We start from the raw sequence: 24,366 nt of genomic DNA on the forward strand, positions 1-24,366 counted from the left end.
GACCGGGCGCCCCTGGGACAACAGCACGTCGACCTGGCGCAGCTTCGCGACGATCTCTTCAGGCTTGTGCTTCTTCTGCGGCATAATGGGCATCCTCCAAGGCTCGAAAGCCTACTTCAGGGAGGGCCACTTTTCAGGGGGCAGGCCATGAGGTGGAGCTCGTAGGGGCCTGCCGCTCAATGGCGGCCGAGCTATGCTCTGCGAACGATATCGGCCGGGGTGATCGGCAGGTTGCGGACCCGTTTGCCGGTGGCGTTGAACACCGCATTCGCGATCGCCGCCGCAGCGCCCGGCAAGCCGATCTCGCCGAGCCCTCGCGCCCCGAATTCATTGAAGCGCTCGTCCGCTCCGTTCACGAAAACAACCTTGATGTCGGGGATGTCGGCATGCACGGGAACCGCATAGTCGGCGAGGTTGTCGTTCACCAAACGGCCCCTGACGGGATGAAACTCGCCCTTTTCCATCAAGGCCATGCCGATCCCGAAGATGATGCCTCCCTTGATCTGGCTCGCTGCCGTTTTGGGGTTGACGATCGTCCCGCAATCGAGCGCGCTGACGAACCTCGTTACCCTGATACGGCCGAGTTCCTCGTCGACCCTGACCTCCGCGAAATGGGCTCCGAACGAGTAGAAGCTCAAATTCTGCCCCGTCGGCATGCCGGTCGAACTCCCTTCGACGACGAGTTCGCTCGAGCCGGCGGCTGCGAGAATCTCGAACGGGGATCGGTTGGAGTTGGGGGCGATGCTGTGGGTGCGATCCATGGCTTGAAGTCGATCGAGGAGCGCGCGGCAAGCATTCGCGGCAGCCGGGAGGACACTGGCGGTGGATTTCGATCGCCCCGCCGTCGGCGCGTTGGGAAAATCCGAGCTGGCCAAGCGGACCACCAGGTCCTCCAGCGGCCAGCCGAGCGCGTCGGCGACTGTCTGCGCCAGGATCGTATACATGCCGGTGCCGATATCGGTTGCCGATGTTTCGATCACGAGAGGGCCGTCCTGGCGCAGGCGCAAGCGAACGGTCGCAGCCAGCGCCGGGGCCGGATAGGCTGTGGTCGCCATGCCGAAGCCGATGAGTTCGCTCTTCGACCGCATAGAGCGCGGTGGCGTGAAGCCATGCTCCCAGCCGAAGGCGGCGCTGCCTTGCTCATAGCAGTCTTCCAGACGGTTCGCGGACCAGTCGCGCGCATGGTAGGCGTCGCGCGACGCAAAATTGCGCCGGCGCAGCGCGATCGGATCCATCTGCATGCGATGCGCGAGTTCGTCCAAGGCGCATTCCAAAGCAAATGAACCGGGCGTTTCGCCTGGCCCGCGGAACACCGTCGGTGACGGAATATTCTTGCGCGTGACATAGTGACGGACGTCGAGATCGGCAGTCTCGTACAGCATCAGGGAATTGAGGCCGCAGGGCTCGAAGAAGTTGCCCCGAATCGAGGTCGGCACCCAGGAGACATGCGAAAGACCATTCAGCCTGCCATCGCCGCCGGCTCTGAGGTCCACGTCCTGATGCGTGACCGAGCGGTGACCTGAAGCGACGACCATGTCCGCTCTGCTGAGTTGGATGCGGATCGGCCTGCGCAAGGCCCGCGAGATATGAGCCGCCAGAGCCTGATGCGGCCACATCTGGTTCTTGGCGCCGAAGCCACCTCCAACATAGGAGGAGACGACCCGGACCTTCTCCGTCGGCACCTTCAGGGAGCGGGCGATGAATTCGCGTGCCGCCCAGACGCCTTGCGTCGAGTCGAACACGGTAACGCCGTCGTCCTGCCAATCCGCGACCGTCGCGGATGTCTCCATGGGATGGTGAAACTGCACGGGCGTGACATAGGTTTCGCGGATCGCGGCCTGGTCGGGGCGGCTGGACTCGAGCCCGGAGCGCTGCACATGCATGTCCGCGCCGAAGAAGAAGGTCGGCGAAAGGAAGCGGTCGCTGTCCTTGTCGAGTTCCGTCGAGGCCGGGTCTTCGACGAACTCCGCGGTGACGAGCAGCGCTGCCTCTCGCGCCGCTTCCAGTGTTTCGGCGACGACCAACGCAATCCATTGACCGGCGAAGACGATCTCGGAGCCGGTCAATGGCTGATACAGGGGCTGCGCGGTCGGCTCGGCTTCCGCCAAGGCCGTTCGCCCGAGCGCCTCGGCGCTCAAGTTCCACGATGCGTTCTCCGGCCCCCAATCCAAAGCCTCGGCCGCGTTGCAGTGCGTATAGATCGCGATCACCCCATCGACCGCCTCTGCCTCGGCGACCGCGACCCGCATGATCCTGCCGGCGGCGATGGGGCTTCTGACTGCCCAGACATAGGCTTGGTTCGGAAGGCGGCGGTCTGCGGCGTAAGCCGCCCGGCCTGTCACCTTCAACGCCCCCTCGATCCGAGAGCGAGGCTCGCCGAGATGTTTTGGCATTGCTACTCCGGTGATGATCCGCGTGCGGTCACGTCGTCCCTCGCTCGATCCGGATCGAGGCAACGGTGGATCGCCCCGCGTGCCAGATCGAGCTTGTAGGCATTGTCCTTCGTCGGGCTGGCCGCCGCGAGTAGGGCGTCGCAGTAGCGCTCGATCGATTGCCGCCCAATGGCCTTTCCGATCAGTTCGGCTTCCGCTGTCCGGTCGCGCCAGGGAACGACCCCCAGCCCGCCCAGCGCTATGGCGACCTCACGAACCGCGCCCCCCTCGACGAGAATGGCCGATGCGATCGAGGCGCTGGCAAATTCATAGGAAGCGCGCCCGCGCAGCTTGAGATAGGTCGATGCCGCCGCAAGATTGGAGCGCGGCAGAACGACCTGCGTGATCAGTTCGCCCGGGCGCAGCACGGTCTCGATCTCGGGCGTCTCGGCGGGCAGGAGATAGAATTGCGAGATCGGCACGCTGCGCGGGCCGCTGGGCCCCACAAGATGCACCTCGGCATCGAGGGCCAGCAGCGCGACCGCCAGATCCGAGGGGTTCACCGCCATGCAGGAGGCGCTGACGCCGAGCACGGCATGATGCGCGTTGGAGCCGCTGGCGGCGGTGCAGCCCGATCCGGGCTGACGCTTGTTGCAGGGCCAGTCGGTCGACCGAAAATACGGACATCGCGTCCGCTGCATCAGGTTTCCGGCCAGGCTCGCCATGTTCCGGATCTGGCCGGAGGCACCGGCGAGGATGGCCTGCGAAACCGCCGGAAAGAGGCGTTCGACGGTCTCGTTCGACGCGATCTCGCTATTGCTGGCCAAAGCCCCGATGGACAGAGCGCTCTGCCCGAGCGTGATCGCCGCCAAAGGCAGGCTTCCGATGTCGACCAGCCTCGCCGGCGCTTCCACGCCGAGCTTCATCAGGTCGACGAGTGACGTGCCCCCTGCAAGTGCGCGGCTATCGGGGCAGCCCAGTTCCAGGAGTGCCTGCTCCAGGGTCTCGGCGCGGATATAGTCAAAGGCTCGCATTGGCCTTCACGTCCATGATCGCATCGACGATGCCGTTATAGGCGCCGCACCGACAGATATTGCCGCTCATGAATTCCTGAATCTGGGGCCTCGTGCGAAGTTCAGGATCGGCTATCGCCTCCAGTGCAGACATGATTTGACCGGGCGTGCAGTAGCCGCACTGCAATGCGTCATGGTCCAGGAACGCCTGCTGGATCGGATGGAGGCCTCCCTCGCGCTCCACCCCCTCGATCGTGGTCACGCTACGGTCTGCGGCCGAGATCGCCAGTTTCAGACAGGACAGTATCCGCTTCCCGTCCAAGAGGACGGTGCAGGCGCCGCATTGCCCATGGTCGCATCCCTTCTTCGGCCCGGTCAGGGCGCAGTCTTCCCGCAGGAAATCCAACAGCGTTCGACGGGGGTCGACCTCGGCTTCCATTCGGGAGCCGTTCACGGCGATGCTGAGGCGGACAGGGGACCTGGGATCTGGCATCGATTTCGGCTCGAAGGGACTGGGCTCAAATGAAGGGAGGCATCAGGGACCCGATGCCTCCCGACTAACCGTCAAGCGAGAAGGAGCTTCGCCGCCTGAAGCTTGCTCTTGATATCTTCGAGGCTTCCCTCGTACTCCCAAGTCTGAACGGTATCGTGCGGGCATTCGATGAAGATATACTTCTCAGTGAACGACAATATCCTGTCCAGCTTGATCACTTTTTCGACGAATTCACGCGGCGGGTGATCGGTCACGACCGGGTTCAGATCCTCATCATATCCGTGAAAAATCTTGTCGGCCTTGATGCGCGCCGTGATGTACATCGGTATTTGCTCCTGTCGGTGAGTTGGATGGAAGGGCGTTTCTTCAAGCGGCAGCCGGGCGAGACGCTCAGTTCGCGCTTGAATGGAGATGGCAGGCCACCTGCCGGCCGCTCGTGCCTCCGGCGACTTCCGCCAGAACAGGCGGCACTTCACGGCATTTGGGCATGGCCATCGGACAGCGCGTGTGAAACCGGCAGCCCGATGGCGGCTTCATCGGGCTCGGAATTTCCCCGATCATCTCGATCCGCTTTCTGCGCGGGACGCTTGGCGGCAGCGGTTCGGCGATCGCGGAGAACAGCGCCTGCGTGTAGGGATGAAGCGGCTGCTGCCAGAGTTCCTTCTTGGGAGAAATCTCGACGATCTCACCGAGATACATGACGGCGATGCGGTCGGCGAGATAGCCGACGACCGACAAGTCGTGTGAGATGAAGAGATAGGCCGCGCCACTCAGATCCTGCAGGCGCCGCAGCAGGTTGATGATCTGAGCCTGGATCGAGACGTCCAAGGCCGAGACGGGCTCGTCGCAGACGACCAGACTCGGCTCCAGCGCGATGGCCCTGGCGATAGCGATCCGCTGACGTTGGCCGCCCGACAATTCGTGCGGATAGCGGTTGGCATGGTCGGCGTGCAGCCCGACATTCTCGATGAGATCGCCGACCTTTTTCGCCCGCTCGGCGGAACTGCCTATGCGATGCACGGAATAGGGCTCCGTAAGGATCTGTCCGATCGTGCGTCGTGGATTGAGCGAGGCGTACGGATCCTGGAAGACCATCTGGATGTCGCGCCGAACGGGTCTCATTTCGGCGCGCGAAAGATGGGCGATGTCGCGGCCCTTGAAGACGATCGCGCCTTCGTCGGGCTCGTGCAGGCGCATGATCGTGCGTCCCAAAGTGGACTTGCCGCAACCGGACTCGCCGACGAGCGCAAGTGTCTCGCCCGGCTTGACGGCAAAGCTGATGTTGTCCACCGCGCGAACGGTCCCGGATGGCGTCCGATGGTGCTTTACGAGTTTCTCGACCGACAGGAGCGACATCGTCAGGGTTCCGAATGGATGCAAGCGACGGCGTTGTGTCGGTCGCCTTGCTGTAACGGGGGCGCGGCGGCCAGGCAGGCGTCGCTGCGCCGGTCGCACCTCTGGTAGAAGGCACAGCCCTGGCCGAGGCGGTCCATCGGCGGAACGGCGCCGGGAATCTCGGCGAGCGGCCGAACAATTCCGCTCAGAACGTCCTCGGGCCGGGGCACGCTGGCAAGCAGAGCCCGGCTATAGGGATGCTTGGGCCCGCGGAAGAAGCTCTCGGCATCCGCTTCCTCGACCTTGCGCCCGGCATACATGACCATGACGCGCTGGGCCCATTCGGCGACCACTCCCAGATCGTGCGTGATCAGGATCACGCCCATGCCGAGCTCGCTTTTGAGGCGGTCGATCAGCGCGAGGACCTGCGCCTGGATCGTTACGTCAAGCGCCGTCGTCGGCTCGTCCGCGATCAGAACCTTGGGGCGGCATGCGAGCGCGATCGCGATCACGATCCGCTGGCGCATTCCCCCGGAAAGATGGTGCGGATACTGGTCGAAGCGTGCTCTGGCCTCCGGTATGCCGACCAGATCCATCAGCTCCAGGCCACGACGATTTGCATCCGCGCGGCTGCAGTCGTCGTGCTCCAGGATGCTTTCGACGATCTGGCGCCCGACCGGCATGAGCGGGTTGAGGCTCGTCATCGGCTCCTGGAAGATCATCGAGACGTCCTTGCCGCGGACGCCTCTCATTTCGGCCTCCGAGAGCGCCAGCAGGTCGCGCCCGTCCAGCATCACCCGGCCGCCCCCGGACCGCGCGATCCGCGGTGGCAGGAGCCGCATGATCGAGTGCGCCAGCATGCTCTTGCCGCAGCCCGATTCTCCGACGACTGCGAGGGTCTCACCGGCCGCGACGGACAGATCGACTTCGTCGACGACCGGAAACCAGGCGCCGCGCGTCGACCGGAACTCGGTCCTGATGCGCTCGACGGAAAGCAGGTTCTCGGCGGCCATCAGCGCTTCTGCCTCGGGTTGAGTGCTTCGTTCAGGGCATCGCCGACCAGATTGATCGCCAGAACCGTCAAGAGGACGGCGAGACCCGGCAGCGTGACCATCCACCAGGCGGTCCTGATCGCGGCTCTTCCCGCGCCGATCATGAAGCCCCACGTCATGATGTTGGGGTCGCCGAGCCCCAGGAACGAGAGGCCCGATTCGAACAGGATGGCGGTGGCCACCATCAGCGAGCCGGCGACGACGATCGTCGACAGGACGTTCGGCAGGATCTGGACGATCATGATCCGCAGATCACCCATCCCGAGCGCGAGGCAGGCGGAGGTGAACTCCCTGTTCTTGACCGCGATGACTTCGGCACGCACCAATCGGGCGAGCGGTGCCCAGGAGACGATGGCGATCGCGCCGATCACGTTGGGAAGCGTCGGCCCCAGGATCGCGACGATGACGATGGCGCCGATGAAGGTCGGGATCGTCTGAAAGAACTCGGTGATGCGCATCACGGCGGAGTCGATGCTCCCCCCGTAATATCCGGCCGTTCCGCCGATCACCGTGCCGAGCACGGTGATGAACAGTGTCGCCACGGCTCCGACGACGAGGGAGATGCGTGCTCCGTAGGCGATCCCCGCGGCGATATCCCGCCCGAGCATGTCGGTGCCCAGGGGGAACTCGTCGAAGGGTGGGCTGAAGGGCGCACCGACCATTTCGAACGGGCCGTCCGGGTAAAGCCAGGGCGCGGCGGCGGCGAGCACGACCACGCAGGACAGCAGGAACATGCCGCAGGCACCGCTGGGACTCCGCAGGACCCGCCCGAGAACGCCCAGGCCACGAAAAACTGTCTCAGCCATGAGCCCGCTTCCGCTTCAGTTCGATACGCGGGTCGACGATCGTGTAGATCACGTCGACGACGGCATTGGTGACGACGACCAGGATCGAGCTCAGGAAGAAAATGCCGAGCAGGAGATTCAGGTCGCGCGCGAACAGGGATTCGAACGCGAGCAAACCGAGCCCCGGCCAGCCGAAGACGGACTCGATGATCACGGAGCCGCCCAGCATCGCCGAAACCTGCACTCCGGCCATGGTGAGGACCGGCAGGATGGCGTTTCGCAAGGCGTGGCGCACGACGATCTTGCGGTCACCCAGGCCCTTGGCGCGCGCCGTCTTGATGAAGTCGAGACCGAGCGTTTCGAGCATGGATGCCCGCATCAGGCGCGTGTAGAGCGCGATGTAGAAGCAGGACAGAGCCAGTGCCGGCAGGACGAGATGATGCAGTACGTCCAGCATCGCGCGAAGGCCTGTATAGTCGGCGCCGACGGTGATGATGCCGCTGGTCGGAAACCAGCCGAGATGAATCGAGAAGACGATGATGAACATCAGCCCGATCCAGAACAGCGGCGTCGCGTAGGAAACGACGGCGAACACCGTGATGATATGGCTGATGAGCGTCCGGTCGCGGATCGCCGCGACGGCTCCCAGCACGATCCCCAGCGAGACGGAAACGATCATTGCGGCGGTCATGAGCAAGGCGGTCGCGCCCAGACGCTCGAAGATGAGGCTGGAGACTTCCCGATTATGCCGGAACGAGTAGCCGAGATCGAACAGGGCGATGTTCTTCATATAGCTGAAGAACTGGACGTAAAGCGGCTGATCCAGGCCGAATTGCCGCCTGATCTGCTCCATATACTGCTCGCTCGCAGCACCGGCCTCGCCCGCGAGAACCTGGGCGGCATCACCCGGTGCGAGGCGGATGAGAAAGAAATTGACCACCACGATGGCCAGAATGATCGGCAGCCCCCGGATCAGGCGATCCAGGATGTACTTGCCCCGCGCAACCCACATTGACGGACCTCGAAAGCGGATCGGAGAGGCGTGGGCGACGCCCACGCCTCGGTTGCCGGCTCAGCGCTGGAGCCAGGTGTCGTAAAGACCGCCGCGGATGCCGAGCGGAGACGTGATCAGGTTCTGGACGCGCTTGTTCTGCACGGCCACCAAGTCCATCTCCATGATCCAGATCAGGGGGCTGTCGGCGACGAGCGTCTCCTGAAGCTTATGGAAGATCTGATTGCGCTTGGCAGTATCCGTCTCGGTCTGCGCAGCCTCCCAGAGCTTGTCGACTTCCGGATTGCTGTACTGCGCCGTGTTCCCGAAGGGCACTTTCGGATTGATCATCCGGGACCAGGTCTGGCGCTGCACGCCGAGCGTGGGGTCGGCCATGCCGATCGACCAGGTCGAGGTCATGTCGAAATCATACTCATTGTGAACCTGGCGAACGAAGGAGGGGTAGTCGCGGTTGCGAAGCTCGACCTCGATCCCGACCCGGCTCAGCGCCTGCTTGATGTATTCGCCCATGCGGCGCCAGTCCTCGCCGAACGGCGCCGGATCGTGGAAAATCTTGACACGCACGCCGTTCTTGCCGCGCTTCAGGCCTGCCTCGTCGAGCAGCTTGTTGGCGACATCGAGCCGATCCTTGCCGTCGAAGCGCAGGATGCCCTGATCGGTGAATGCCCCCGCGCCCTTCAGCACGGATGAGATCGGCCCGGTGGCGGGCTTGCCGAAACCGTACCAGATGTTCTTGGTGATGAACTGCCGATCGAGGGCATATGCGACGGCCAGGCGTACGCGTTTGTCGTTGAAGGGGGCGCGCTGCGTATTGAGCTCCAGCATCATCGTCGGTGCGATGGCCTCATAGCCGCCTTGGGCGATGCTCAGGTTCGGGAGTTTCTCCAGCCGCCGCATCTCGACCGGGTTGATCGTGCCGAAGGTCGCGACATCGATCTCGCCCCGCTCGACACCCGCCGCCCGCGTCGCGGAATCCGCGATGAAACGGAAGATGAGGCGGTCGAGATAGGGACGGCCCGGGCGCCAATACTTCTCGTTCCGGTCGAGCTGGATGTAGTTGCCCTTCTCCCAGCGCGTGAATTTGAAGGGGCCGGTTCCGATCGGGTTGTTGACCGCCGGATTGTTCCGAAAATCAGTGCCTTCGTAGATATGCCGCGGGACGATCGGCGCCTCGAGGCTGGAAAGCCCCATCATCAACGGCGGATAGGGATGCGCGAGATTGAAGACGGCGGTCCGGGCGTCCGGCGTGTCGATGGAGGTGACCGGGCCGAGATTGCCCTGGCCGCGAGGATGATGGGTCTTGACCACCTCCATCAGCGAAAACTGGACGTCGGCGCTGCTGAAGGGCTTGCCGTCATGCCAGACGACTCCCTCTCGCAGCTTGAACGTCACCGTCTTGCCATCGGCACTGGTCGACCAGCTTTCAGCCAGCGACGGGATCGGCTTCAGGTTCATGTCATATTCGAGAAGGCCGTCGAATATCTTGGTGGCGAGCTCTGCCGTCGTCGGCGCCGAACTCAGCGCATTCGTGATCAGCGCCGGCTCCGGCGTCGTCGTGATCGTCAGCGTCCCGCCCGGCTGAGGATTGGCGATGGCCGACAGCGGCGACAGCGCCGTGAGCGCCGTTCCAAACAGCAGAGCGCCGGCATGCCTGCGGGTGATCGAGAAATTCGCCATGGTGACCCCTCCTTTTTGTGGCGCGCTGAGCGGTTGCCGCTCACGCCATAATTCTCATGCGCGTAAAATTCTTGAAGGGAATTTCACCCGTAAGTCGACTTCCAGAGCGTCCCAATTCGCAAACCTTCTCGCGAAAACCGCCAAAATCAGCAGAAATCAACTCTGGATCGCGAATATCTAAGCCTGGACCGCTTCCAGATTCGTATCATGGTGATATAATTTGGCAAGCACGCTTTGCGGTCCTCGCCATGAAATTTTAACTGGGCTATAAGCGCTATCGTATGCCAGCATCCTCTGCTTCCTCGCCGAACCGTAATTCAATGTCAGACGCCGACGACATCGACAGCGCCACGCTGGTCAGTTTGGGAGAGCGGATACGCAACCTGCGTGTCGAGCAGGGGCTTACCCTGGCGGCGCTTTCGGCGCGCAGTCAGATCTCGGTGGGAATGCTGAGCCATATCGAGCGCGGAAGGACTTCTCCTTCGCTGAAGCTGCTCGACAGGCTGCGCGTCGCTCTGGGGGTGCCGCTCGCGAGCTTTTTCGACGTGGATGCAGACCACGATCCGGAAAAAGGCACGGTAACCCGGCAAGGGCAGCGCTCGACGCTGCTGTTCGGTAAGACGGGTCTGACGAAGGAACTCCTTTCACCCCCCGGGCATTCGGAGATGGAGTTCTTCATGTTGTCGATCGCAGTGGGGGGCGGCTCCGGTCCGGACCCTTCGCGACGCAATGGCGAGAAGGCAGGCTACGTCGTCCAAGGCCGCATCGAGCTGCGCATTGCCGAGCAGCGCTACCTTCTCGGAGAAGGCGACGCTTTTCAATTTGACAGCCGGCAGCCGCATTCATTTCAGAATCTAGCCAACATCGAGACCAGGCTGATCTGGATCATCCGCTCAAGCGAAGCCGTTTAGGTAAGCGCCCCGGATTCGCCGGAGGCCGTTTCGTTCGAGCCATGCCGCGATGGCTTGCTCGACCTCTTCGTCGAGCGCTTCTGGAAATCGTTCAGGCGCGAGGAGGTCTACGTCTGTTCTCAGGCTCCGATAGCCTCCGTCCGTCCTGTCGCGTTTGTCAGATAGACGCGGCCGGCCCCGAGCGCCTGCGTCGCCCGGAGGACATCCTGTGCCGGCATGAGGCTGAAGGCCGTCGAAAGGGCGTCGGCCGCGGTCGCCGTCGGCATGGCCACGGTCACGGAACGATAGCGATCGGGCGACGCGCCGCTCTGCGGATCGAGCAGATGATTGAACCGGCCGTCGCGGTCGAAGTGGAAACCATGAGCGGATGACGTTGCGACGGCTCCGTCAACGATGTCGAGCACCTGGGTGGTATGGGACGGTTCCATCGCATCGGCGATTCCGATCTGCCACGGCTTGCCGTCCGGGCGCCGGCCGAGTGCCCGGGGCTCGCCCATGTCGACCAGGCTGCGGTCGACGCCGCCCCTACTAAGCAAGGCGACGACCCGATCGGTGATGTATCCTTGGGCGATGCCGTTCAAGGTGAGTGCCATGCCGCGGCGGCGGAACAGAATCCGATCCGGGCCGGCCATGACATGCTCGAAGCCGACCACGGCGAGCGCCCGGCTCAAGGCTGCGGCGGGGGGGCCTGATGGATCAGCATCGGGCTCGGCGAAATGGCGGCGATACAAGGTCCAGAGGGGCTGGACCGTCGGGTCGAAGGCGCCGCCTGAGAGGGTCCAGTAGCGGCGGCAATCGCTGAGCAGCGCGACGAGCTCGGGCGGTGGCGCGACCATCATGCCGTCGCGATTAAGCCTGACGAGCGCCGAATCGTCGCGATGCAGGCTGAAAATGCGCTCCAGCCGCGCCACCTCGACCAGCGTGGCGGCAATCAGCCGTTCCGCCTCGGCCCGGTCGGGATGGTGGATTTGCAGCGAGGCGACTGCACCCATGCACTGGCCGCGCCAGCCGACGAGATGACCTTCGGCGGCGGCGCGCGTGCCGACAGGCAGCAAGGCGAGCCCGCCTGCCGCGGCCGTAATGCCGATCAGGCGCCTGCGGGTTACGGTGGCCATGGCGGGCTCCTCAATGCAGATGCGTGCCAGCGGCCGGCGGCGGCCCGTCCGGCGCAGCCGCGTCGCTGTCACTGCCGAGCACGGCGTCGCGCGGGATCGCGTCGAAGGAAAGGATGCTGCCCCCATGCCTGGCGACGAAGGCCTCGGCGGCGTCGCGTTGGGCGAAGGGCACCAGCTCGGCCGCCCCCATGCCGCCCTTCCTGCTGCTGCCGACGACGAAGAGCGCCTGTTTCGCATCGATCCAATTGGTGGCGCCGGGCTCTTCCCAGCTCGGTGCCTTGCCCATGTCGGAAACGTAGACGGCCTGGATGTCCTTGGCCTCCTCGGGCAGAAGGGTAAAGGACAGCGTGTCGCGAGCCGAGGAGAACCAGACCGGCTGCAGCCGGCTCGCCAGCAGGATCTGCCCCTTGGGTCCGGGATGTTCCAGCACGTTCATCCCGCAATAATGCCCCATGGCCTGCTGCGTCAGCGCCTGGGGTGGCGGCGGCGCGGCGGTCTTGGTCTTGTCGTCGCAACCGGCGGCCAGACCGGCGATCAGAACCGCTGACAGGGCGAACAGCCTCATAGCTCTCTCCTCGAGAAGGCGACGGCCGCCAGGCCGAGCGGCACCAGCGCCCAGGCGATGAGCGCGGCGAGCAGCAGCGAGGGGCCGAGCTGGGCCGATTGCGCGACGCCGGCCATGCCTGAGAAGGCGCTGACATTGGCGAAGCCGGTCAGGTTGAACAGGCGATAGATGTCGGCCGGGTTGAGCAGCAGCAGCGTGTTGAGCAGTCCACCGGACAGGACACGGCCCTGATCGACGACCAGGAAGCCGAGCAGCGCCATGTCGTAGATCAGCACGAAGAGAAGCCAGATGCCGATCGCGGCCCCGGCTGCGGCGCCGCGGCTGCCGACGAGTGCGCTGACCAGATAGCCGACCGCGATGAAGACCGCCCCGAGCAGGATCGAGGAGCCGATCATCGCAGCGAAGGCGGCCCAGCTTTCGGCATCGATGGTGGCGCCCGTCGCGACCAGCGCGCCGGCGGCGGCGCCATAGCCGAGCAGGGTTGCGAAGGCGAGGACCATGAGATGCCCGGCGAACTTGCCGAGCAGCACCTGCCAGCGGGCAATCGGATAGCTCAGAAGCAGAAGCATCGTGCCGCGCTCCATCTCGCCGACGATCGCATCATGCGAGATCAGCAGGGCGATCAGCGGGAGCAGGAAGATCGTCAGACTCGAAAGGCTGACGATCACGACGTCGAGCGCTCGGACGCCGACATGGCCGGTCGGCGTGCTGCCGAGGAAGGTGAGCGAGAGCGCCAGTGCCGCCAGCAGCAAGGTTGTCGCCAGCACCCAGCGATTGCGCAGCGCCTCCTGAATCTCCTTGAGGGCGACGATCAGGACGTTTCTCATCAGGCCTGCTCCTGGGAGCGCAGGAAATGTGCGTAGAGCTCGTCGAGCGTCGGCGGCACGACTTCAAGGTCGTCAACCGGTGCTTCGGGGCCGGTGGCATGGCGCAATATGGCGATCTTGTCGGCGGGAGCGGCATCGATCTCGACACCGTGGCCGTTGATCCGCCGCCAGTTCGCGATGGGCGCCAGCCAGTTTTCCAGCGCGTCAGGCAGTTGCTCCGCGACGCGCAGGCGGATGCGCGTCGGCAGCTGAGCGATCCGGCGCAGCTCGTCGAGGGTACCGTCGGCGACCTTCACGCCCCGGTTCATGATGATGACGCGGCCCGCCCGCTCCTCGAGCTCGGTCAGCGCGTGGGAGGACAGCAGGATGGTCGCACCATCGGCGCGCAGCTCCTCGACGATGTCGTAGAAGCTCTGGCGCAGCGCCGGATCGAGCCCGGTGGTCGGCTCGTCGAGCAGGAGCACGCGCGGGCGGCCGAGCAGCGCCTGGGCGAGGCCGAGGCGCTGGCGCATGCCCTTCGAATAGGTTCCGACTCGCCGGTCGACGGCATGGCCGAGGCCGACGCGCTCGATCAGCGCCAGCGCAAGCGCGATCGGCTGGCGCTTCAGGCGGGCATAGAAGGCGATGGTCTCCCGCCCGGTCAGGCCGGTGTTGAACGAAATGCTCTCCGGCAGATAGCCGAGATGCCTGCGGGCGGCGAAATCCCCGGCTGCAGGGTTCTCGCCAAGAACCTGGACGGTCCCTTCGCTCGGGTGGATCAGGCCGAGCATCAGCTTCATCAGCGTGGTCTTGCCGGCGCCGTTATGGCCGACGAGCGCGACCGTTTCGCCGGGCGGCAGGGTGAAGGAGACATCCTTCACCGCCGCGACCGCGCCGAAGCGCTTCACGAGATTCCGGATGTCGACGGTGGCCGTCACGGGCGTCGTCCTTCTGCGAATGGGGGCCGGGGCGGCGGCGCCATCAGCGGATGGCTGTCGACGACCCCGCCCGGAAGCAGTGCCGGGAACTGGGCCTGGGCCCAGCGGATCACCTGCACGGCCGGGGAATTGATCAGAAGCTTCGCCTGCGGGGCGGTCCAGAGCACCGTGTCGACGAGATCGTTCGGCCGATAGGCGCTGTCGGCGAGACCATCGCCATTCAGGTCGAAACCGGGATTGTCGCTCCAGTAATTGCCGCGCCCTCCGGTCGACCAGTCGAGATAGCGGCTCCCGACATATTTCACCTGGTTGCGGTTGCGGATGAAGGCGTTGTTGACGATCTCGTTGCGCTCGGAGCCGGCGGTGAAGTGGATGCCGATCTCGCAGCCTTCGAACCAGTTGTCGCGGAAACGGTTCTGGTTGGCGTTGTAGATGAAGACGCATTTCGTCGGCGCCGGGCGGGCACCGGTCCCGGTCGCGGCTTCGGGCTCCGTCGCCGGCAGCCCGTGCTCCCGTGCGTCCTTGCTGCGCATGCCGGCACCGAGCCAGCGTTCTGCCGGCTGCAGGCGGCCGAGCACGGCGTTGCCCGTGATCCGCGACTGGTTGGCGTAGTTGAACAGGAAGCCGTGGTCCCGGTCGCCGTCCGAGACGTTGCCGCGCACCGTCAGCCGGTGCGAGAACATGATGGCGAAGCCGACGGAATTGCCGAGCGAGCGGTTGTCCGAGATCTCGCTGTCATTAGTGTACATGTAGTGGATCGCGAAACGCAGATCCCTGAAACGGTTGCCGCTGAAGACGTTGTTCTTGCTGGTGACGACGAAGATGCCGTCGCGCCCGTAACGGACGTCGTTGTCGAGCACCTTGGCGCCCGGCGCATTCCAGACCGAGATGCCGTTTCCGGCCTCGTTCACCCGTCCTTCGGCGATGCCGACGATCTCGTTGCGGCGCGCGATCGCATTCTCGGCGCCATGCAGATAGATGCCGTAGAGATTGCCCTCGATCCGGTTGCCTTCGACCAGCGCACCGCTGGCCGTCTTCTCGACGAAGACGCCGGCATCCATGCGCTCGGCATCGCGGCCGGAGCCGCGGATGGTGAGGCCGCGCACCGCGGCGCCGGGAGCCGAAACGGTTACGACGCTGCCCTGGCCGCTGCCGGCGAGAACGGCCCCTTCCTGCCCCAGGAGCGTGAGCCGGCGCGCCAGCCTGACCGGGCCGCGATGTTCGCCGGGAGCGAGCAGGACGACATCGCCCTCGGCCGCCCGGTCGATGACGGCCTGAAGCGGTTCACCGCCGGGCTCGACCGGAGCCGGCCCGGCCCGGACCGGATGGACGAAGCTGGCGGCGGCAGCCGCCGCCAGCCAAAGGCTCATCGCTGTGCGATGCAGGGCCATCGTCTCAGGCGCCCTGCGGCTCGACCAGCATGCGCCCCTTCATCTCCATGTGCATGGCATGGCAGAACCAGGAGCAGTAGTACCAGTAGACGCCCGGCTTCGAGGCGACGAAGGTCACCGAGGCGGTGGCCTGCGGCGCAACCTCCATGTTGAGGCCGTAATTGGTGATACAGAACCCGTGCGTCAGGTCCTCGACCTCGTCGATATTGGTGACGAAGACCGTGACCTCGTCGCCCTGCTTGACCGAGAATTCGTCCAGCCCGAAGGCCGGCGCTGCCGAGGTCATGTAGACGCGCACCTTGTTGCCGTCGCGAATGACCTTGGAGTCCTGCTCGAGATTGACGTCGTCGGCCTTCGCCTGCTTGACCGCATCGGCAAAGAACGGGTCGTCGCGCTTCCAGACATGCAGCGGGTTGATCTTGGAGCGGTGCACCAGGGTCGCGTCATGGGGCTCGGCGAAGCTCGGGCCGTCGTGCACGAGCACCATCCGGTCCCCGGAGATGTCGATCAGCTGATCGTTCTCGGGCTTGAGCGGGCCGACGTTGAGGAACCGGTCCTTGGAGAACTTATTCAGCGAGATCAGCCACTTGCCGTCTGCCTCCTTGGTCTGGCCCATGGTCGTGTGGTTGTGGCCGGGCTGGTAGTGCACGTCCAGCTTCTGGATGACCGGGTTGACCTTCTCGCCCTTGAAGGCCCGCTTGGCGAGGTCGATGTTCCACTTGACCACCTGGCTGTCGAGGAAGAGCGTGGTGTAGGCGTTGCCCTTGCCGTCATAGGCAGTGTGTAACGGGCCGAGGCCGAGCTCCGGCTCCGCCACCACGACGTCACGCGGCTTGATCTTGTCGTCGAACAGATCATCGAGCCGGCGCGCGTCGAACACGGTCACGGTCGGCGAGAGCTTGCCATTGGCGACGAAGTGGATGCCGTCAGGGGCGGTGTTGATGCCGTGCGGGCTGTTCGGCACCGGGATGTAGCGGGTGAATTTCGAGCCCGAGCGGCCGTCGAGCACCGGCACGCCGCCGATGGTCTCGAACTCGCCCTTCTTCACCGCCTCCTCGATGCGCTTGAGGTTGAAGACGATGACCCAGTCCTGCTCCTTCGCCATCATCTCGGCGAGCGTCACACCCTCTTCCGAATTGTAGCAGGTCGCCCAGGCGTATTTGCCCTGGTAGTCGCAGTCGACATTGTCGAGATTTCCGTCGACCTTGAGCTGCCATGCGACCTTCATGGTGTCGCCGTCGACAGCGCTGAAGATCGACACGTATTTCTTCGGGTTGTTCAGGTCCCGCCCATCATTCGGCACGGGTACGCGATCCTCGCCATTGCAGAAGACGTAGCCCGTCCGGGGGTATTTCTGCACGCGCAGGCCGTGCACCGTATACTGGTTCGGCAGCTCGATGATCTTGTCGCACTTCATCACGTCGAGCCGGATACGGCAGACGCGGGTGTTCGCCTTGTCGTTGGCGAAGAGATAGCGCCCGTCATAGGTGCCGTCGGTGAAGGACGGGTGCGGGTGGTGCAGGTCGCCGTTGAGATAGGTGCCGCCCTTGTCCTTCAGGAACGCGCGGCTTTCGGGGGTGAGCCCCTCGGTCAGCACCCGCAGGCTCTCATTGGTCTGGCCCCAGCCGGTGGCGCTGTCGCGGTTGAAGACTGGGATGCGCATCAGTTCGCGCATCGAGGGACAGCCGACGATGCGGACCTCGCCGGTTTGGCCGCTCGAGAAGAACACATAGTATTCGTCGAGTTCGCCCGGCTTGACCTCGTATTTGCTCGCAGTTGCGGGCCGGGCCGCGCCCTGCTGCGGCCGCGTCTGCGCTTCGGCCGTCGAAACCGCTCCCATGCGGGAGAGCCCGACGCCTCCGGCCGTGCCGGCTGCGCCGGCCACCGCGACCGCCGCCGTGGTCCCGAGCATGTCGCGCCGGTTCAGCCCGCCCTTTTTCCTGTCTTCGGTCGACATCACAGTCTCCTTGCTTTGCTCATGCGGAGGGGTCGGCAGCACTGGCCGCATTCGGTTCGGCGACCGGGTTGCCCTTGTGGGTGAAGAGTGTCCTGGTCGGGCCGTTGCTCTGGGGCGCCCGCATCGAGGGCGAGGTCAGCGCCTCGCGCTTCTCACGCTTCAGGCGGACCTGGATCATGTGCGGGCAGCGGTGATCGTCGTGATAGAGTTCTTGGCAATGCATGCAGTAGATGCATTCATTGACGTTGATGTGCCCCTCGGGATGGATCGACTGCACCGGACATTCCTTGGCGCAGCGCTGGCAGGGCGAGCCGCATTCCGGCCAGCGCTTCAGCCATTCGAAGGTACGCAGCCGTCCAGGGATCGCGAGTGCGGCACCAAGCGGGCAGAGATAGCGGCAGAAGAAGCGCTCGATGAACAAGCCGGCCGCCAGCAGCGTCAGCGCATAGATCACGAAGGGCCAGTCGCGGGCGAATTTCAGGATGATCGCGGTCTTGAACGGTTCGACCTCGGCAAAGGTCTCGGCCAGTGCGACCGAGTAGAGCGACAGGCCGAACAGGCTCAGGAAAATGATGTACTTGAGCGGCCATAGCCGCTCATGCAGACCCCAGGGGATCTTGACCTGCGGGATTTTGAGCCATTGCGCGAGGTTGTTCAGGAGTTCCTGCAGTGCGCCGAACGGACAGAGCCAGCCGCAGAACGGTCCCCGGCCCCAGAACAGCAGCCCGGCGGCGATCGCCGCCCAGAGGATGAAGATCAACGGCGCCGCCAGGAAGAATTCCCAGCTGAAATCGGTCATCAGCGAGTGGCTGAAGGTCAGGACGTTGACGACCGAGAGCTGCGCATTGGCATACCAGCCGAGCCAGACCAGGCTGAAGAGCAGATAGGCGCGGCGGATCCAGCCGAACAGCACGGGCCGGCTGACCAGCAGGTTCTGGAAGAAGAAGATGCCGGTGAGGACGAGCAGCGCGATGGCCGTGATCACTACCGCGACCGTGTTCATCCGCCAGATCGCCAGCCAGAGCGGCTCGTCGACGCCGCCGGCACCCTGGGCCATGTCGGTCGACGGCGCCGGCGATGCAGCGGCCGGCGTGCCAGCCTGCGGCGCTGGCACTGGCGCGCCGGCTACCGCCACCGGAGCCGGGACCTGCTCGACGCGGAGATAGGCCTCCGGCAGTTGATAGGCGAGTTCGAAGGCGAGGAAGGCCTTTTCGCGGGCGCCGACACTGCGCTGCGCCAGCAATTGCAACTGCCAGGGCTCGGTCGGATCGAGCTTGAACTCGTCTGGCATGACGAAGAGCGCGATCTCGGGCAGCTCCGGTGCACCATCCGCGAGCAAGGCGCCGATGCGCATATGGTTGCGGTCGCGGAAGCGAACGCCCTGGCCGTCCTGCAGCAGTTCTATCCGGTCGAAGATGCCGCCGCGGACATAGCCGGAGCCCTTGAAGGAGTAGGCGCCTTCGCCGGCGACGATGATCGCCTGCTGACCGGGCTTGAGCCGGGCCTTCAGCCGCTCATAGGCTTCGGCTCCGAGCAGGCTCCGGCCGATGACGGGCACACTGACGGGCGCAACATAGAGATCGATGAAACTGTCAGCCGGGTCGTCGGATTCCGCATTCTCGGCGGCCGCCCGATTGCCGGCCCGGAGGAAGGCCTCGTTGACTTCGCCGACCGAGAGCGAGAGCCTTCGGATCGAACCGTCGCCGAGCAGGCTCTGCCAGTCGCGGACCTCACCGCTGTCAGGAGCGAGCGTGCGCATCAGCGTGGCCGCGCTCGGCGCCGCGGCCACTGGCCCCCCTCCGGCGAGGCGGCCACTGCGGATCAGCTTTACCGCCGAGCGCACGACGCTGTCGCCCATCACCAGGACGGTCACTGTCGCACCGCTGACGATGTCGACCTGGGGCGGCCGCTCCTGGCCGGCGGCGACCGGCCTCATCTCCTTGCCGATCAGCGTGTTGACGGCCTCGACGATGCGGCGCTCGGGGATGCCGACCAGGACGATCGGCTCCTTGTGCTCGACGAGCTTGATGCCGGTGACGACGCCGAGCGGGTCGATGCCGACCAGCATGTTGATCGGCTTGCCGGAATAGCCCGTCGCATTGGTGAAGTCGGAGTTCAGGTAGACATAGCCGAGCAGCCGGTCTCCCTGATAGGCCGGCACGATCACCGGCTCGCCTTGCGCCGGGCCGAAGCGATCGGCCGTCGCGAAGAACTCAGCCGGCTTGGCCTGCGGCAGGAATTCCTGAATGCGCCCTGCCGCGAGCGCCAGTTGAGCGCTGAACAGCAGCCAGAGAGCCGCGCCGAGCCCGGCCAGAATGCGCGCGACCCGTCCGAAGCTGTGAGCTTGCGACCTGCCGGCCATGCAATGTGCGCGCTTTGACACCTGACACCGTCCGGTTTCGGAAATTCGCTGAGCGCGGCGGCCAGCAGGGGCTGGCGTTCTGGCTCAGCCTTCGACAGCAAAGGGCCGGACCGATCCGAAACCGGAGATCGGCCCGCGGTCGTTATGGAGTTCCGGCCGGGACGGCACTTTGATCCAACGCAAACAAACTTCATCTGAGATCGCCGATGCTGCGCAGACGGGTTGGCAGCGCTACAGGGGGGAACCCATGTCGCTCTTGAAAGCGGAGCCTTCGGCTCCGGTGACATCGCTCGCGGAGCTCTTCGCCATCGCCTTCGCCATGGAGCAGGAGGCGGAAGGCCGCTATGCCGCGATCGGCGCCCGGATGCGATCGGACGGAGAAATCGCGCTCGCGGAAGCCTTCGAGAAGCTCGCCGCCGATGAGCGCGGGCATCTGGACAGCGTCAGCGACTGGTCCCGGCTGGCTCATGGCCGGCCGCCCGACCCGGCCATGATCCGCTGGACGGCTCCCGAGACATTCGATGACGAGGGCGCCGCGACGGCCGATCCTCGCCTGCTCAGTGTCTATCGGACCCTGTCGATGGCGGTACGAAACGAAGAACGTGCCTTTGCCTTCTGGAGCTATGTCGCGGCCCACGCCTCATCCGCCGATATCCGGACCGCGGCGGAGGCCCTGGCGCATGAGGAGCTCGGCCACGTCGCGCTGCTGCGCCGGGAGCGGCGGAAGGCGTTTCATCGCGAGCGGCATCAAGCGCAGGGCGAGAGCGAAACGCCCCCCACCGCCGCGGAGCTCGAGCGGCGTTTGGCCGATGTGCTGGACGCGGCGGCGCAGAGCGCCGATCCGTCTCGCGAGACCCTGCTGCGGTTCGCCGCCGAGGCCCGCCGTCAGGCCCAGCAACTCGAGGAGGGCGCAGTCGCCATTCCCATCGGCTCGGTCCCACCGAAACTCGACGCCCCGCTCGCCATCGCCGAGTTCCTGCTCGATCGCTATCTCGAGGCGGCCGACCGGGCTCGCGACGAGGCTGCGATGATGCTTGCCCAGGAGTTTGCGGCACGCGCCATCAATCGGCTGGCCTGGCTGAGGAGAGACCTGCCCGAACTTGGCTAGAGCCTTGGACGGTCGATCGTCGGGGGCCCCAATGGCGTCTCGCCCGACGAGATGAGCACGGCAGCCAACCGTAATCTCGGTTGGGCCAAGCTCTAACAGGTGGTGGCATCGACCGAAACAAGACGTCCATCGACGCTCGGCCCGCAGGTCGGTCGGCCTCCTGCGCTGGCGTGCCCTATTCGAATCGGGCCGGCGAGCCTTCCGCTGCGAACGTCTATCGGACCTTTCCCGCCTTGGAAACGCGCCGTCGCAACGCTGATATCCGAGACCTCCTGATCGTAACCATCAACGCCAATGTTCGCGCCGCCGGCGCCTCTGCCATTGATCACATCGAAACGAATGTCATGCAGAGGGCCGCGGGAGAAATTGGCTTGTGGAGTGCTGTTGAGCCAGACGTGGTGCCGGGCCGGGCGATCGGAATCCAAGCGCCCGAAGGAAGCTCTGCTTACATTCGAGAGATGCACAGCGTCATGGCTGGACGTGCCGTCGCGTAATTCTCTGACGCCTACGGAAATATGGCCGCCCTGGAAATCATCGGTGCATTCCAGCAGCACGCCTTGCTCGTTCGTGCTCGGTGCGTTGCCGAAATGGCAGTCGTGGATCTCCGCGTGCTTCAATGTGATGTTCCGCGCGCGAGAGCCGTCGAGGCCAGGCTTGCACTTGAAGCCGGATCGGCGCGAGCGCCGCGAAATGAAATGCTCGACGGTGATGTTCCCCGAGTCCAGCTCGAATGTGTTCTTGACGGGGCCGCCGATACGCATCCCATGCGAAGGCGTGTCGTTCGCCTCTATCCGGCGGAAGATGATATCCTTGGCGCCGTTGCAAAGCACGGCATTGCCGCCGACCTCGGCCGGCTTGGCTCCGTCTGCGAAGCCGTCCTGCCGGACGTCTTCGATGGTTCCTGACTGGACGTTGCGCAGGTAGAGGCCGAGGACGGCCTTTTGGAAGCGACATGTTCCAACTGAAATGTCCCGCAGGGGGTTGGGTTGCCCAGCGGTCACCGAAAACTGCGTGAACAGGACTACGGCGTCGATATTGTTCGAGTGGATCCTGCCCAGACGGAACTGGCCGGCGCGATCATCGGCAGGAGTTGACCGGTTCTGGTTGCCGACGAAGAGCACAGCTGCATCGAGGTCGGAGGCCTTGTTTTTTATGCGCCGGGTTGCCTGAAGGTCGATAAACTCAACTTGCGCGCGGTCATAGAACCGAACCAAACGATTGAAATCCGCTCCGTCTCCGACCTCGATGTCGAGTACGTCGACCGATGCATCGGTGCCGAAGGTGATCAGGTAGCGCCCTCGTGGGAGGGGCTTGAGGCGAAGAAAGCGGGCCCCGTCCAGTTCCAGTCGGCACGCGTCTGGAAGCTCGACTGTGGTGTCGCCATCAAGGCGGTAGACATCGCCCCTGTTGCCCCGCACGGCCGCGCCGGGAGATTGACGAACATGGCGGGCGAGCGCCCGCCAGCCGTCTGTTTCATCAGTTAATCCATCGCCACGAATGCCGAAATCCCGGACATTCAAGGGCGCGGCAAAGGCTCTATGGCTTAGCGCAAGGCTGCCGGCGCCTGCGAGAAAGGAACGACGAGAAACTACCATCTGACCTCATAGATTGCGGCGGCGACCGCCACTCGGTCCATGAACTGGTTGATCGCAAAACGTTCATTGGGGTGCTTGCTAGAATGGTCGCTCGGTCGCCCCAGTGCTCGCAGCCAAAGCTCTGCATGGATATCCGGGGTGATGGATGGCATGATGTCCCGCCAGACGGAACTGTCCAGGATGAATTGGGCGCTTTCGCGTTTGCGGCGCGCGGCTCCGACCTGGTCGGCATCCAGCAGCAGGGAGTTCTGGGGGGCGGTCAGGTTGGTGAATTTGTCAGCCTGCCGCGGTTTGCGGGCTTCATGGCCGTCTTGGAAATTATGATCGCTGTCAGGAAAATCCGTGCGGTCAGGATCGCGGTCGAAGCGCCAAATCTCTCCGAACAACGGGATATTCGCCAGCAGCGGCGCCAGCTTCTTGATCGCGCCGAAGACGACCCGCTCTGAAATCCGGTCAAAGGCGTGTAGAGCCCCTGCAAACTGCGCCACGCGCTCGTCGAGCAACGGGTAGCACATCAAAGTCTGCGCCGTCAGATCAAGTGAACTGGTCGCGCTGAACAGTCCTAAGCGATAATCCCGATTGGGGTAGAATAGGGCGTCCAGAGGCTCCTTCGCAAGCGAGGGAAACCGGTCGCGCATGTAAGTAGCGAAAGCCCTTTCGGTGGATTCGGATGCAGTCTCAGTCACATAGGCGGACACGATCCAGCTTCGGTTCGCTGCGGCCATAAAGGCGGGATCGCGTTTCATCGTTCGCGCAGACCCGCCGCGAAGCAGATGCCCATGGCCGTGGAAGGACGAGCGTCCAGACGCAAAGGCGAGATCATATCTGTAGTTGTACTGGTGCGCGAACCCGCTTCCCAAGCCGTCCGAGTTTTGGAGTGCCAGGGCGAGGCCATTGAGAGGGTCTGTAACGATGGGCTGGGGACGGAATTCAAAACCGTACCCTGCAGCGCTGGACACTTCTCGCGCTATCTGGCCCTCGCCGGTGGTGTCGTTGCCGAAATTGAAGGCCAGTGCATTCTTGACGCCTTCACCAAGGAGGGCTGCCGTCATCGTGCGGCTGTCTTTCCCGCCGGACATGAAAATCCCGGCTTGTGTCCTGGTCGCAGGCCAGCAAGCTTCACGAAGCAGGGCGGCCAGAGCTTCGGCTTTTTCGTCGAGCGGCCGGTCCTGTGGGATTGGGTCGATCTTGGGCGTCGGGTGTTCGGTGATCCTGTAGCCACCGTCTCTCAAAGTGGCGCTATTGCCGGAGGGGATGGCGATCGTGTTCGCGTAGGAGGTTTGCCCATCCAGCGCGAAGCCAGATGTCAGGTATTTCGGGAGATAGTCTAGAGAAGGCCTGTAGCCCTTCGATAGGATCGAGGCGGCGTGAGTGAGGCGCGGCCGGTTCCCGGCGACACAGAAGCCGTCCCGGTTCTTGGCGATGAACGTTGTAATCGCCGGCGGGATCGTGCTCCATGCCATGGCTGTGTCGGCATCTGGAGCGATCCACGCCCAGGATGCCACTCCGCCGGGGCTCCGGTCGAAAGCGAGTCTTCCGCCGTCGATGCGTGAGATATGCTTGATCCCGCCTGTGAGAGTGAGAAGCCCGCGCCCGGCGTAGTTTGAGCAGAGGAATGTCCCCTTCTCGCCTGACATATGGCCAGGGTTCACCTCACTTACGAGTGGGGCGTACGCCGTGTGCCAGTAACAGAGCAGGAATTTTTCGGAGGGCTGAACAACCGTCGGTGATTGGCCTGCCCCCTGAAAAGTGGCCCTCCCTGAAGTAGGCTTTCGAGCCTTGGAGGATGCCCATTATGCCGCAGAAGAAGCACAAGCCTGAAGAGATCGTCGCGAAGCTGCGCCAGGTCGACGTGCTGTTGTCCCAGGGGCGCCCGGTC

Annotated in this window: 20 protein-coding genes; 2 read left to right on the forward strand and 18 right to left on the reverse strand. The window is 64.4% G+C overall.

Annotation, left to right across the window (positions count from 1 at the left end; all coding sequences use genetic code 11):
• Nucleotides 1-191 precede the first annotated feature (191 nt).
• The 9 genes from J0J10_RS00060 to J0J10_RS00100 all read right to left on the reverse strand — a co-directional run bounded on the left by J0J10_RS00060 (nt 192) and on the right by J0J10_RS00100 (nt 9,739).
• On the reverse strand, nt 192-2,393 hold the full coding sequence (locus J0J10_RS00060; protein ID WP_291644249.1) for a xanthine dehydrogenase family protein molybdopterin-binding subunit: 2,202 nt from the start codon (nt 2,391-2,393) through the stop codon (nt 192-194).
• A gap of 2 nt (nt 2,394-2,395) precedes the next feature.
• Complete coding sequence (locus J0J10_RS00065) at nt 2,396-3,406, reverse strand: FAD binding domain-containing protein (protein ID WP_291644250.1); 1,011 nt, start codon at nt 3,404-3,406, stop codon at nt 2,396-2,398.
• The gene (locus J0J10_RS00070; protein WP_291644251.1) at nt 3,393-3,878 is read right to left on the reverse strand and encodes a (2Fe-2S)-binding protein; all 486 of its coding nucleotides are present in this window, start codon (nt 3,876-3,878) and stop codon (nt 3,393-3,395) included. The genes J0J10_RS00065 and J0J10_RS00070 overlap by 14 nt, the downstream gene beginning before the upstream one ends.
• Before the next feature lie 71 nt (nt 3,879-3,949).
• A complete protein-coding gene (locus tag J0J10_RS00075; protein ID WP_291640582.1) occupies nt 3,950-4,201 on the reverse strand; it encodes a hypothetical protein in 252 nt (83 codons plus the stop codon).
• A gap of 67 nt (nt 4,202-4,268) precedes the next feature.
• Nucleotides 4,269-5,234 (reverse strand): ABC transporter ATP-binding protein, encoded by a 966-nt coding sequence (locus J0J10_RS00080; protein ID WP_291640584.1) that lies wholly within the window; start codon nt 5,232-5,234, stop codon nt 4,269-4,271.
• A 2-nt stretch (nt 5,235-5,236) separates the two neighbouring features.
• On the reverse strand, nt 5,237-6,226 hold the full coding sequence (locus J0J10_RS00085; RefSeq protein ID WP_291640601.1) for an ABC transporter ATP-binding protein: 990 nt from the start codon (nt 6,224-6,226) through the stop codon (nt 5,237-5,239).
• Nucleotides 6,226-7,071 carry an ABC transporter permease gene (locus J0J10_RS00090; RefSeq protein ID WP_291644255.1) on the reverse strand — a complete coding sequence of 282 codons (846 nt, stop codon included), beginning with the start codon at nt 7,069-7,071 and terminating at the stop codon, nt 6,226-6,228. The genes J0J10_RS00085 and J0J10_RS00090 overlap by 1 nt, the downstream gene beginning before the upstream one ends.
• On the reverse strand, nt 7,064-8,062 hold the full coding sequence (locus J0J10_RS00095) for an ABC transporter permease (RefSeq protein ID WP_291640588.1): 999 nt from the start codon (nt 8,060-8,062) through the stop codon (nt 7,064-7,066). The genes J0J10_RS00090 and J0J10_RS00095 overlap by 8 nt, the downstream gene beginning before the upstream one ends.
• A gap of 60 nt (nt 8,063-8,122) precedes the next feature.
• Nucleotides 8,123-9,739 carry an ABC transporter substrate-binding protein gene (locus J0J10_RS00100; RefSeq protein ID WP_291644257.1) on the reverse strand — a complete coding sequence of 539 codons (1,617 nt, stop codon included), beginning with the start codon at nt 9,737-9,739 and terminating at the stop codon, nt 8,123-8,125.
• Between the two features lie 320 nt (nt 9,740-10,059).
• Between J0J10_RS00100 and J0J10_RS00105 the strand changes: the two genes are divergently transcribed.
• Entirely contained in the window at nt 10,060-10,650 is a 591-nt protein-coding gene (locus J0J10_RS00105; RefSeq protein ID WP_291644259.1) for a helix-turn-helix domain-containing protein, read from the forward strand.
• Nucleotides 10,651-10,769: 119 nt separating this feature from the next.
• Here the strand turns inward: J0J10_RS00105 and J0J10_RS00110 are convergent, their stop codons facing one another.
• The 7 genes from J0J10_RS00110 to J0J10_RS00140 are packed head-to-tail and all read right to left on the reverse strand — an operon-like array spanning nt 10,770 to nt 19,784.
• Nucleotides 10,770-11,765 carry an FAD:protein FMN transferase gene (locus J0J10_RS00110; protein WP_291644261.1) on the reverse strand — a complete coding sequence of 332 codons (996 nt, stop codon included), beginning with the start codon at nt 11,763-11,765 and terminating at the stop codon, nt 10,770-10,772.
• 10 nt (nt 11,766-11,775) lie between these two features.
• Nucleotides 11,776-12,330 (reverse strand): nitrous oxide reductase accessory protein NosL, encoded by a 555-nt coding sequence (locus J0J10_RS00115; RefSeq protein ID WP_291640597.1) that lies wholly within the window; start codon nt 12,328-12,330, stop codon nt 11,776-11,778.
• Entirely contained in the window at nt 12,327-13,157 is an 831-nt protein-coding gene (locus J0J10_RS00120; RefSeq protein ID WP_291644263.1) for an ABC transporter permease, read from the reverse strand. The genes J0J10_RS00115 and J0J10_RS00120 overlap by 4 nt, the downstream gene beginning before the upstream one ends.
• Entirely contained in the window at nt 13,157-14,074 is a 918-nt protein-coding gene (locus J0J10_RS00125; RefSeq protein ID WP_291644265.1) for an ABC transporter ATP-binding protein, read from the reverse strand. The genes J0J10_RS00120 and J0J10_RS00125 overlap by 1 nt, the downstream gene beginning before the upstream one ends.
• Complete coding sequence (locus tag J0J10_RS00130) at nt 14,071-15,444, reverse strand: nitrous oxide reductase family maturation protein NosD (RefSeq protein ID WP_291644267.1); 1,374 nt, start codon at nt 15,442-15,444, stop codon at nt 14,071-14,073. Before J0J10_RS00130 ends, J0J10_RS00125 begins: the two co-directional genes overlap by 4 nt.
• A gap of 25 nt (nt 15,445-15,469) precedes the next feature.
• Nucleotides 15,470-17,422, reverse strand: a complete 1,953-nt coding sequence (gene nosZ / locus J0J10_RS00135; RefSeq protein ID WP_291644269.1) for a TAT-dependent nitrous-oxide reductase — start codon at nt 17,420-17,422, stop codon at nt 15,470-15,472.
• Between the two features lie 19 nt (nt 17,423-17,441).
• Complete coding sequence (locus tag J0J10_RS00140; protein ID WP_291644278.1) at nt 17,442-19,784, reverse strand: NosR/NirI family protein; 2,343 nt, start codon at nt 19,782-19,784, stop codon at nt 17,442-17,444.
• A gap of 247 nt (nt 19,785-20,031) precedes the next feature.
• Here J0J10_RS00140 and J0J10_RS00145 point away from each other — a divergent pair, with 247 nt between their 5' ends.
• Nucleotides 20,032-20,892 carry a ferritin family protein gene (locus J0J10_RS00145; protein ID WP_291644272.1) on the forward strand — a complete coding sequence of 287 codons (861 nt, stop codon included), beginning with the start codon at nt 20,032-20,034 and terminating at the stop codon, nt 20,890-20,892.
• A 92-nt stretch (nt 20,893-20,984) separates the two neighbouring features.
• On the opposite strand, the gene J0J10_RS00150 is transcribed toward J0J10_RS00145, so the two are convergent.
• Together J0J10_RS00150 and J0J10_RS00155 are read right to left on the reverse strand one after the other, a co-directional pair.
• Nucleotides 20,985-22,487: a hypothetical protein gene (locus J0J10_RS00150; protein WP_291644274.1), complete on the reverse strand. Its 1,503-nt coding sequence runs from the start codon at nt 22,485-22,487 to the stop codon at nt 20,985-20,987.
• Complete coding sequence (locus tag J0J10_RS00155; protein ID WP_291644276.1) at nt 22,481-24,124, reverse strand: asparagine synthetase B family protein; 1,644 nt, start codon at nt 24,122-24,124, stop codon at nt 22,481-22,483. The genes J0J10_RS00150 and J0J10_RS00155 overlap by 7 nt, the downstream gene beginning before the upstream one ends.
• Nucleotides 24,125-24,366: the final 242 nt, after the last annotated feature.

The organism is Allobosea sp. (assembly GCF_017308075.1).
Taxonomy (GTDB): domain Bacteria; phylum Pseudomonadota; class Alphaproteobacteria; order Rhizobiales; family Beijerinckiaceae; genus Allobosea.

Bases quoted from the DNA above. Each gene is read 5' to 3' on its own strand.
- J0J10_RS00060 (WP_291644249.1), bottom strand. From the start codon at position 2,393: ATGCCAAAACATCTCGGCGAGCCTCGCTCTCGGATCGAGGGGGCGTTG.
- J0J10_RS00065 (WP_291644250.1), bottom strand. From the start codon at position 3,406: ATGCGAGCCTTTGACTATATCCGCGCCGAGACCCTGGAGCAGGCACTC.
- J0J10_RS00070 (WP_291644251.1), bottom strand. From the start codon at position 3,878: ATGCCAGATCCCAGGTCCCCTGTCCGCCTCAGCATCGCCGTGAACGGC.
- J0J10_RS00075 (WP_291640582.1), bottom strand. From the start codon at position 4,201: ATGTACATCACGGCGCGCATCAAGGCCGACAAGATTTTTCACGGATAT.
- J0J10_RS00080 (WP_291640584.1), bottom strand. From the start codon at position 5,234: ATGTCGCTCCTGTCGGTCGAGAAACTCGTAAAGCACCATCGGACGCCA.
- J0J10_RS00085 (WP_291640601.1), bottom strand. From the start codon at position 6,226: ATGGCCGCCGAGAACCTGCTTTCCGTCGAGCGCATCAGGACCGAGTTC.
- J0J10_RS00090 (WP_291644255.1), bottom strand. From the start codon at position 7,071: ATGGCTGAGACAGTTTTTCGTGGCCTGGGCGTTCTCGGGCGGGTCCTG.
- J0J10_RS00095 (WP_291640588.1), bottom strand. From the start codon at position 8,062: ATGTGGGTTGCGCGGGGCAAGTACATCCTGGATCGCCTGATCCGGGGG.
- J0J10_RS00100 (WP_291644257.1), bottom strand. From the start codon at position 9,739: ATGGCGAATTTCTCGATCACCCGCAGGCATGCCGGCGCTCTGCTGTTT.
- J0J10_RS00105 (WP_291644259.1), top strand. From the start codon at position 10,060: ATGTCAGACGCCGACGACATCGACAGCGCCACGCTGGTCAGTTTGGGA.
- J0J10_RS00110 (WP_291644261.1), bottom strand. From the start codon at position 11,765: ATGGCCACCGTAACCCGCAGGCGCCTGATCGGCATTACGGCCGCGGCA.
- J0J10_RS00115 (WP_291640597.1), bottom strand. From the start codon at position 12,330: ATGAGGCTGTTCGCCCTGTCAGCGGTTCTGATCGCCGGTCTGGCCGCC.
- J0J10_RS00120 (WP_291644263.1), bottom strand. From the start codon at position 13,157: ATGAGAAACGTCCTGATCGTCGCCCTCAAGGAGATTCAGGAGGCGCTG.
- J0J10_RS00130 (WP_291644267.1), bottom strand. From the start codon at position 15,444: ATGAGCCTTTGGCTGGCGGCGGCTGCCGCCGCCAGCTTCGTCCATCCG.
- nosZ (WP_291644269.1), bottom strand. From the start codon at position 17,422: ATGTCGACCGAAGACAGGAAAAAGGGCGGGCTGAACCGGCGCGACATG.
- J0J10_RS00140 (WP_291644278.1), bottom strand. From the start codon at position 19,784: ATGGCCGGCAGGTCGCAAGCTCACAGCTTCGGACGGGTCGCGCGCATT.
- J0J10_RS00145 (WP_291644272.1), top strand. From the start codon at position 20,032: ATGTCGCTCTTGAAAGCGGAGCCTTCGGCTCCGGTGACATCGCTCGCG.
- J0J10_RS00150 (WP_291644274.1), bottom strand. From the start codon at position 22,487: ATGGTAGTTTCTCGTCGTTCCTTTCTCGCAGGCGCCGGCAGCCTTGCG.
- J0J10_RS00155 (WP_291644276.1), bottom strand. From the start codon at position 24,124: ATGTCAGGCGAGAAGGGGACATTCCTCTGCTCAAACTACGCCGGGCGC.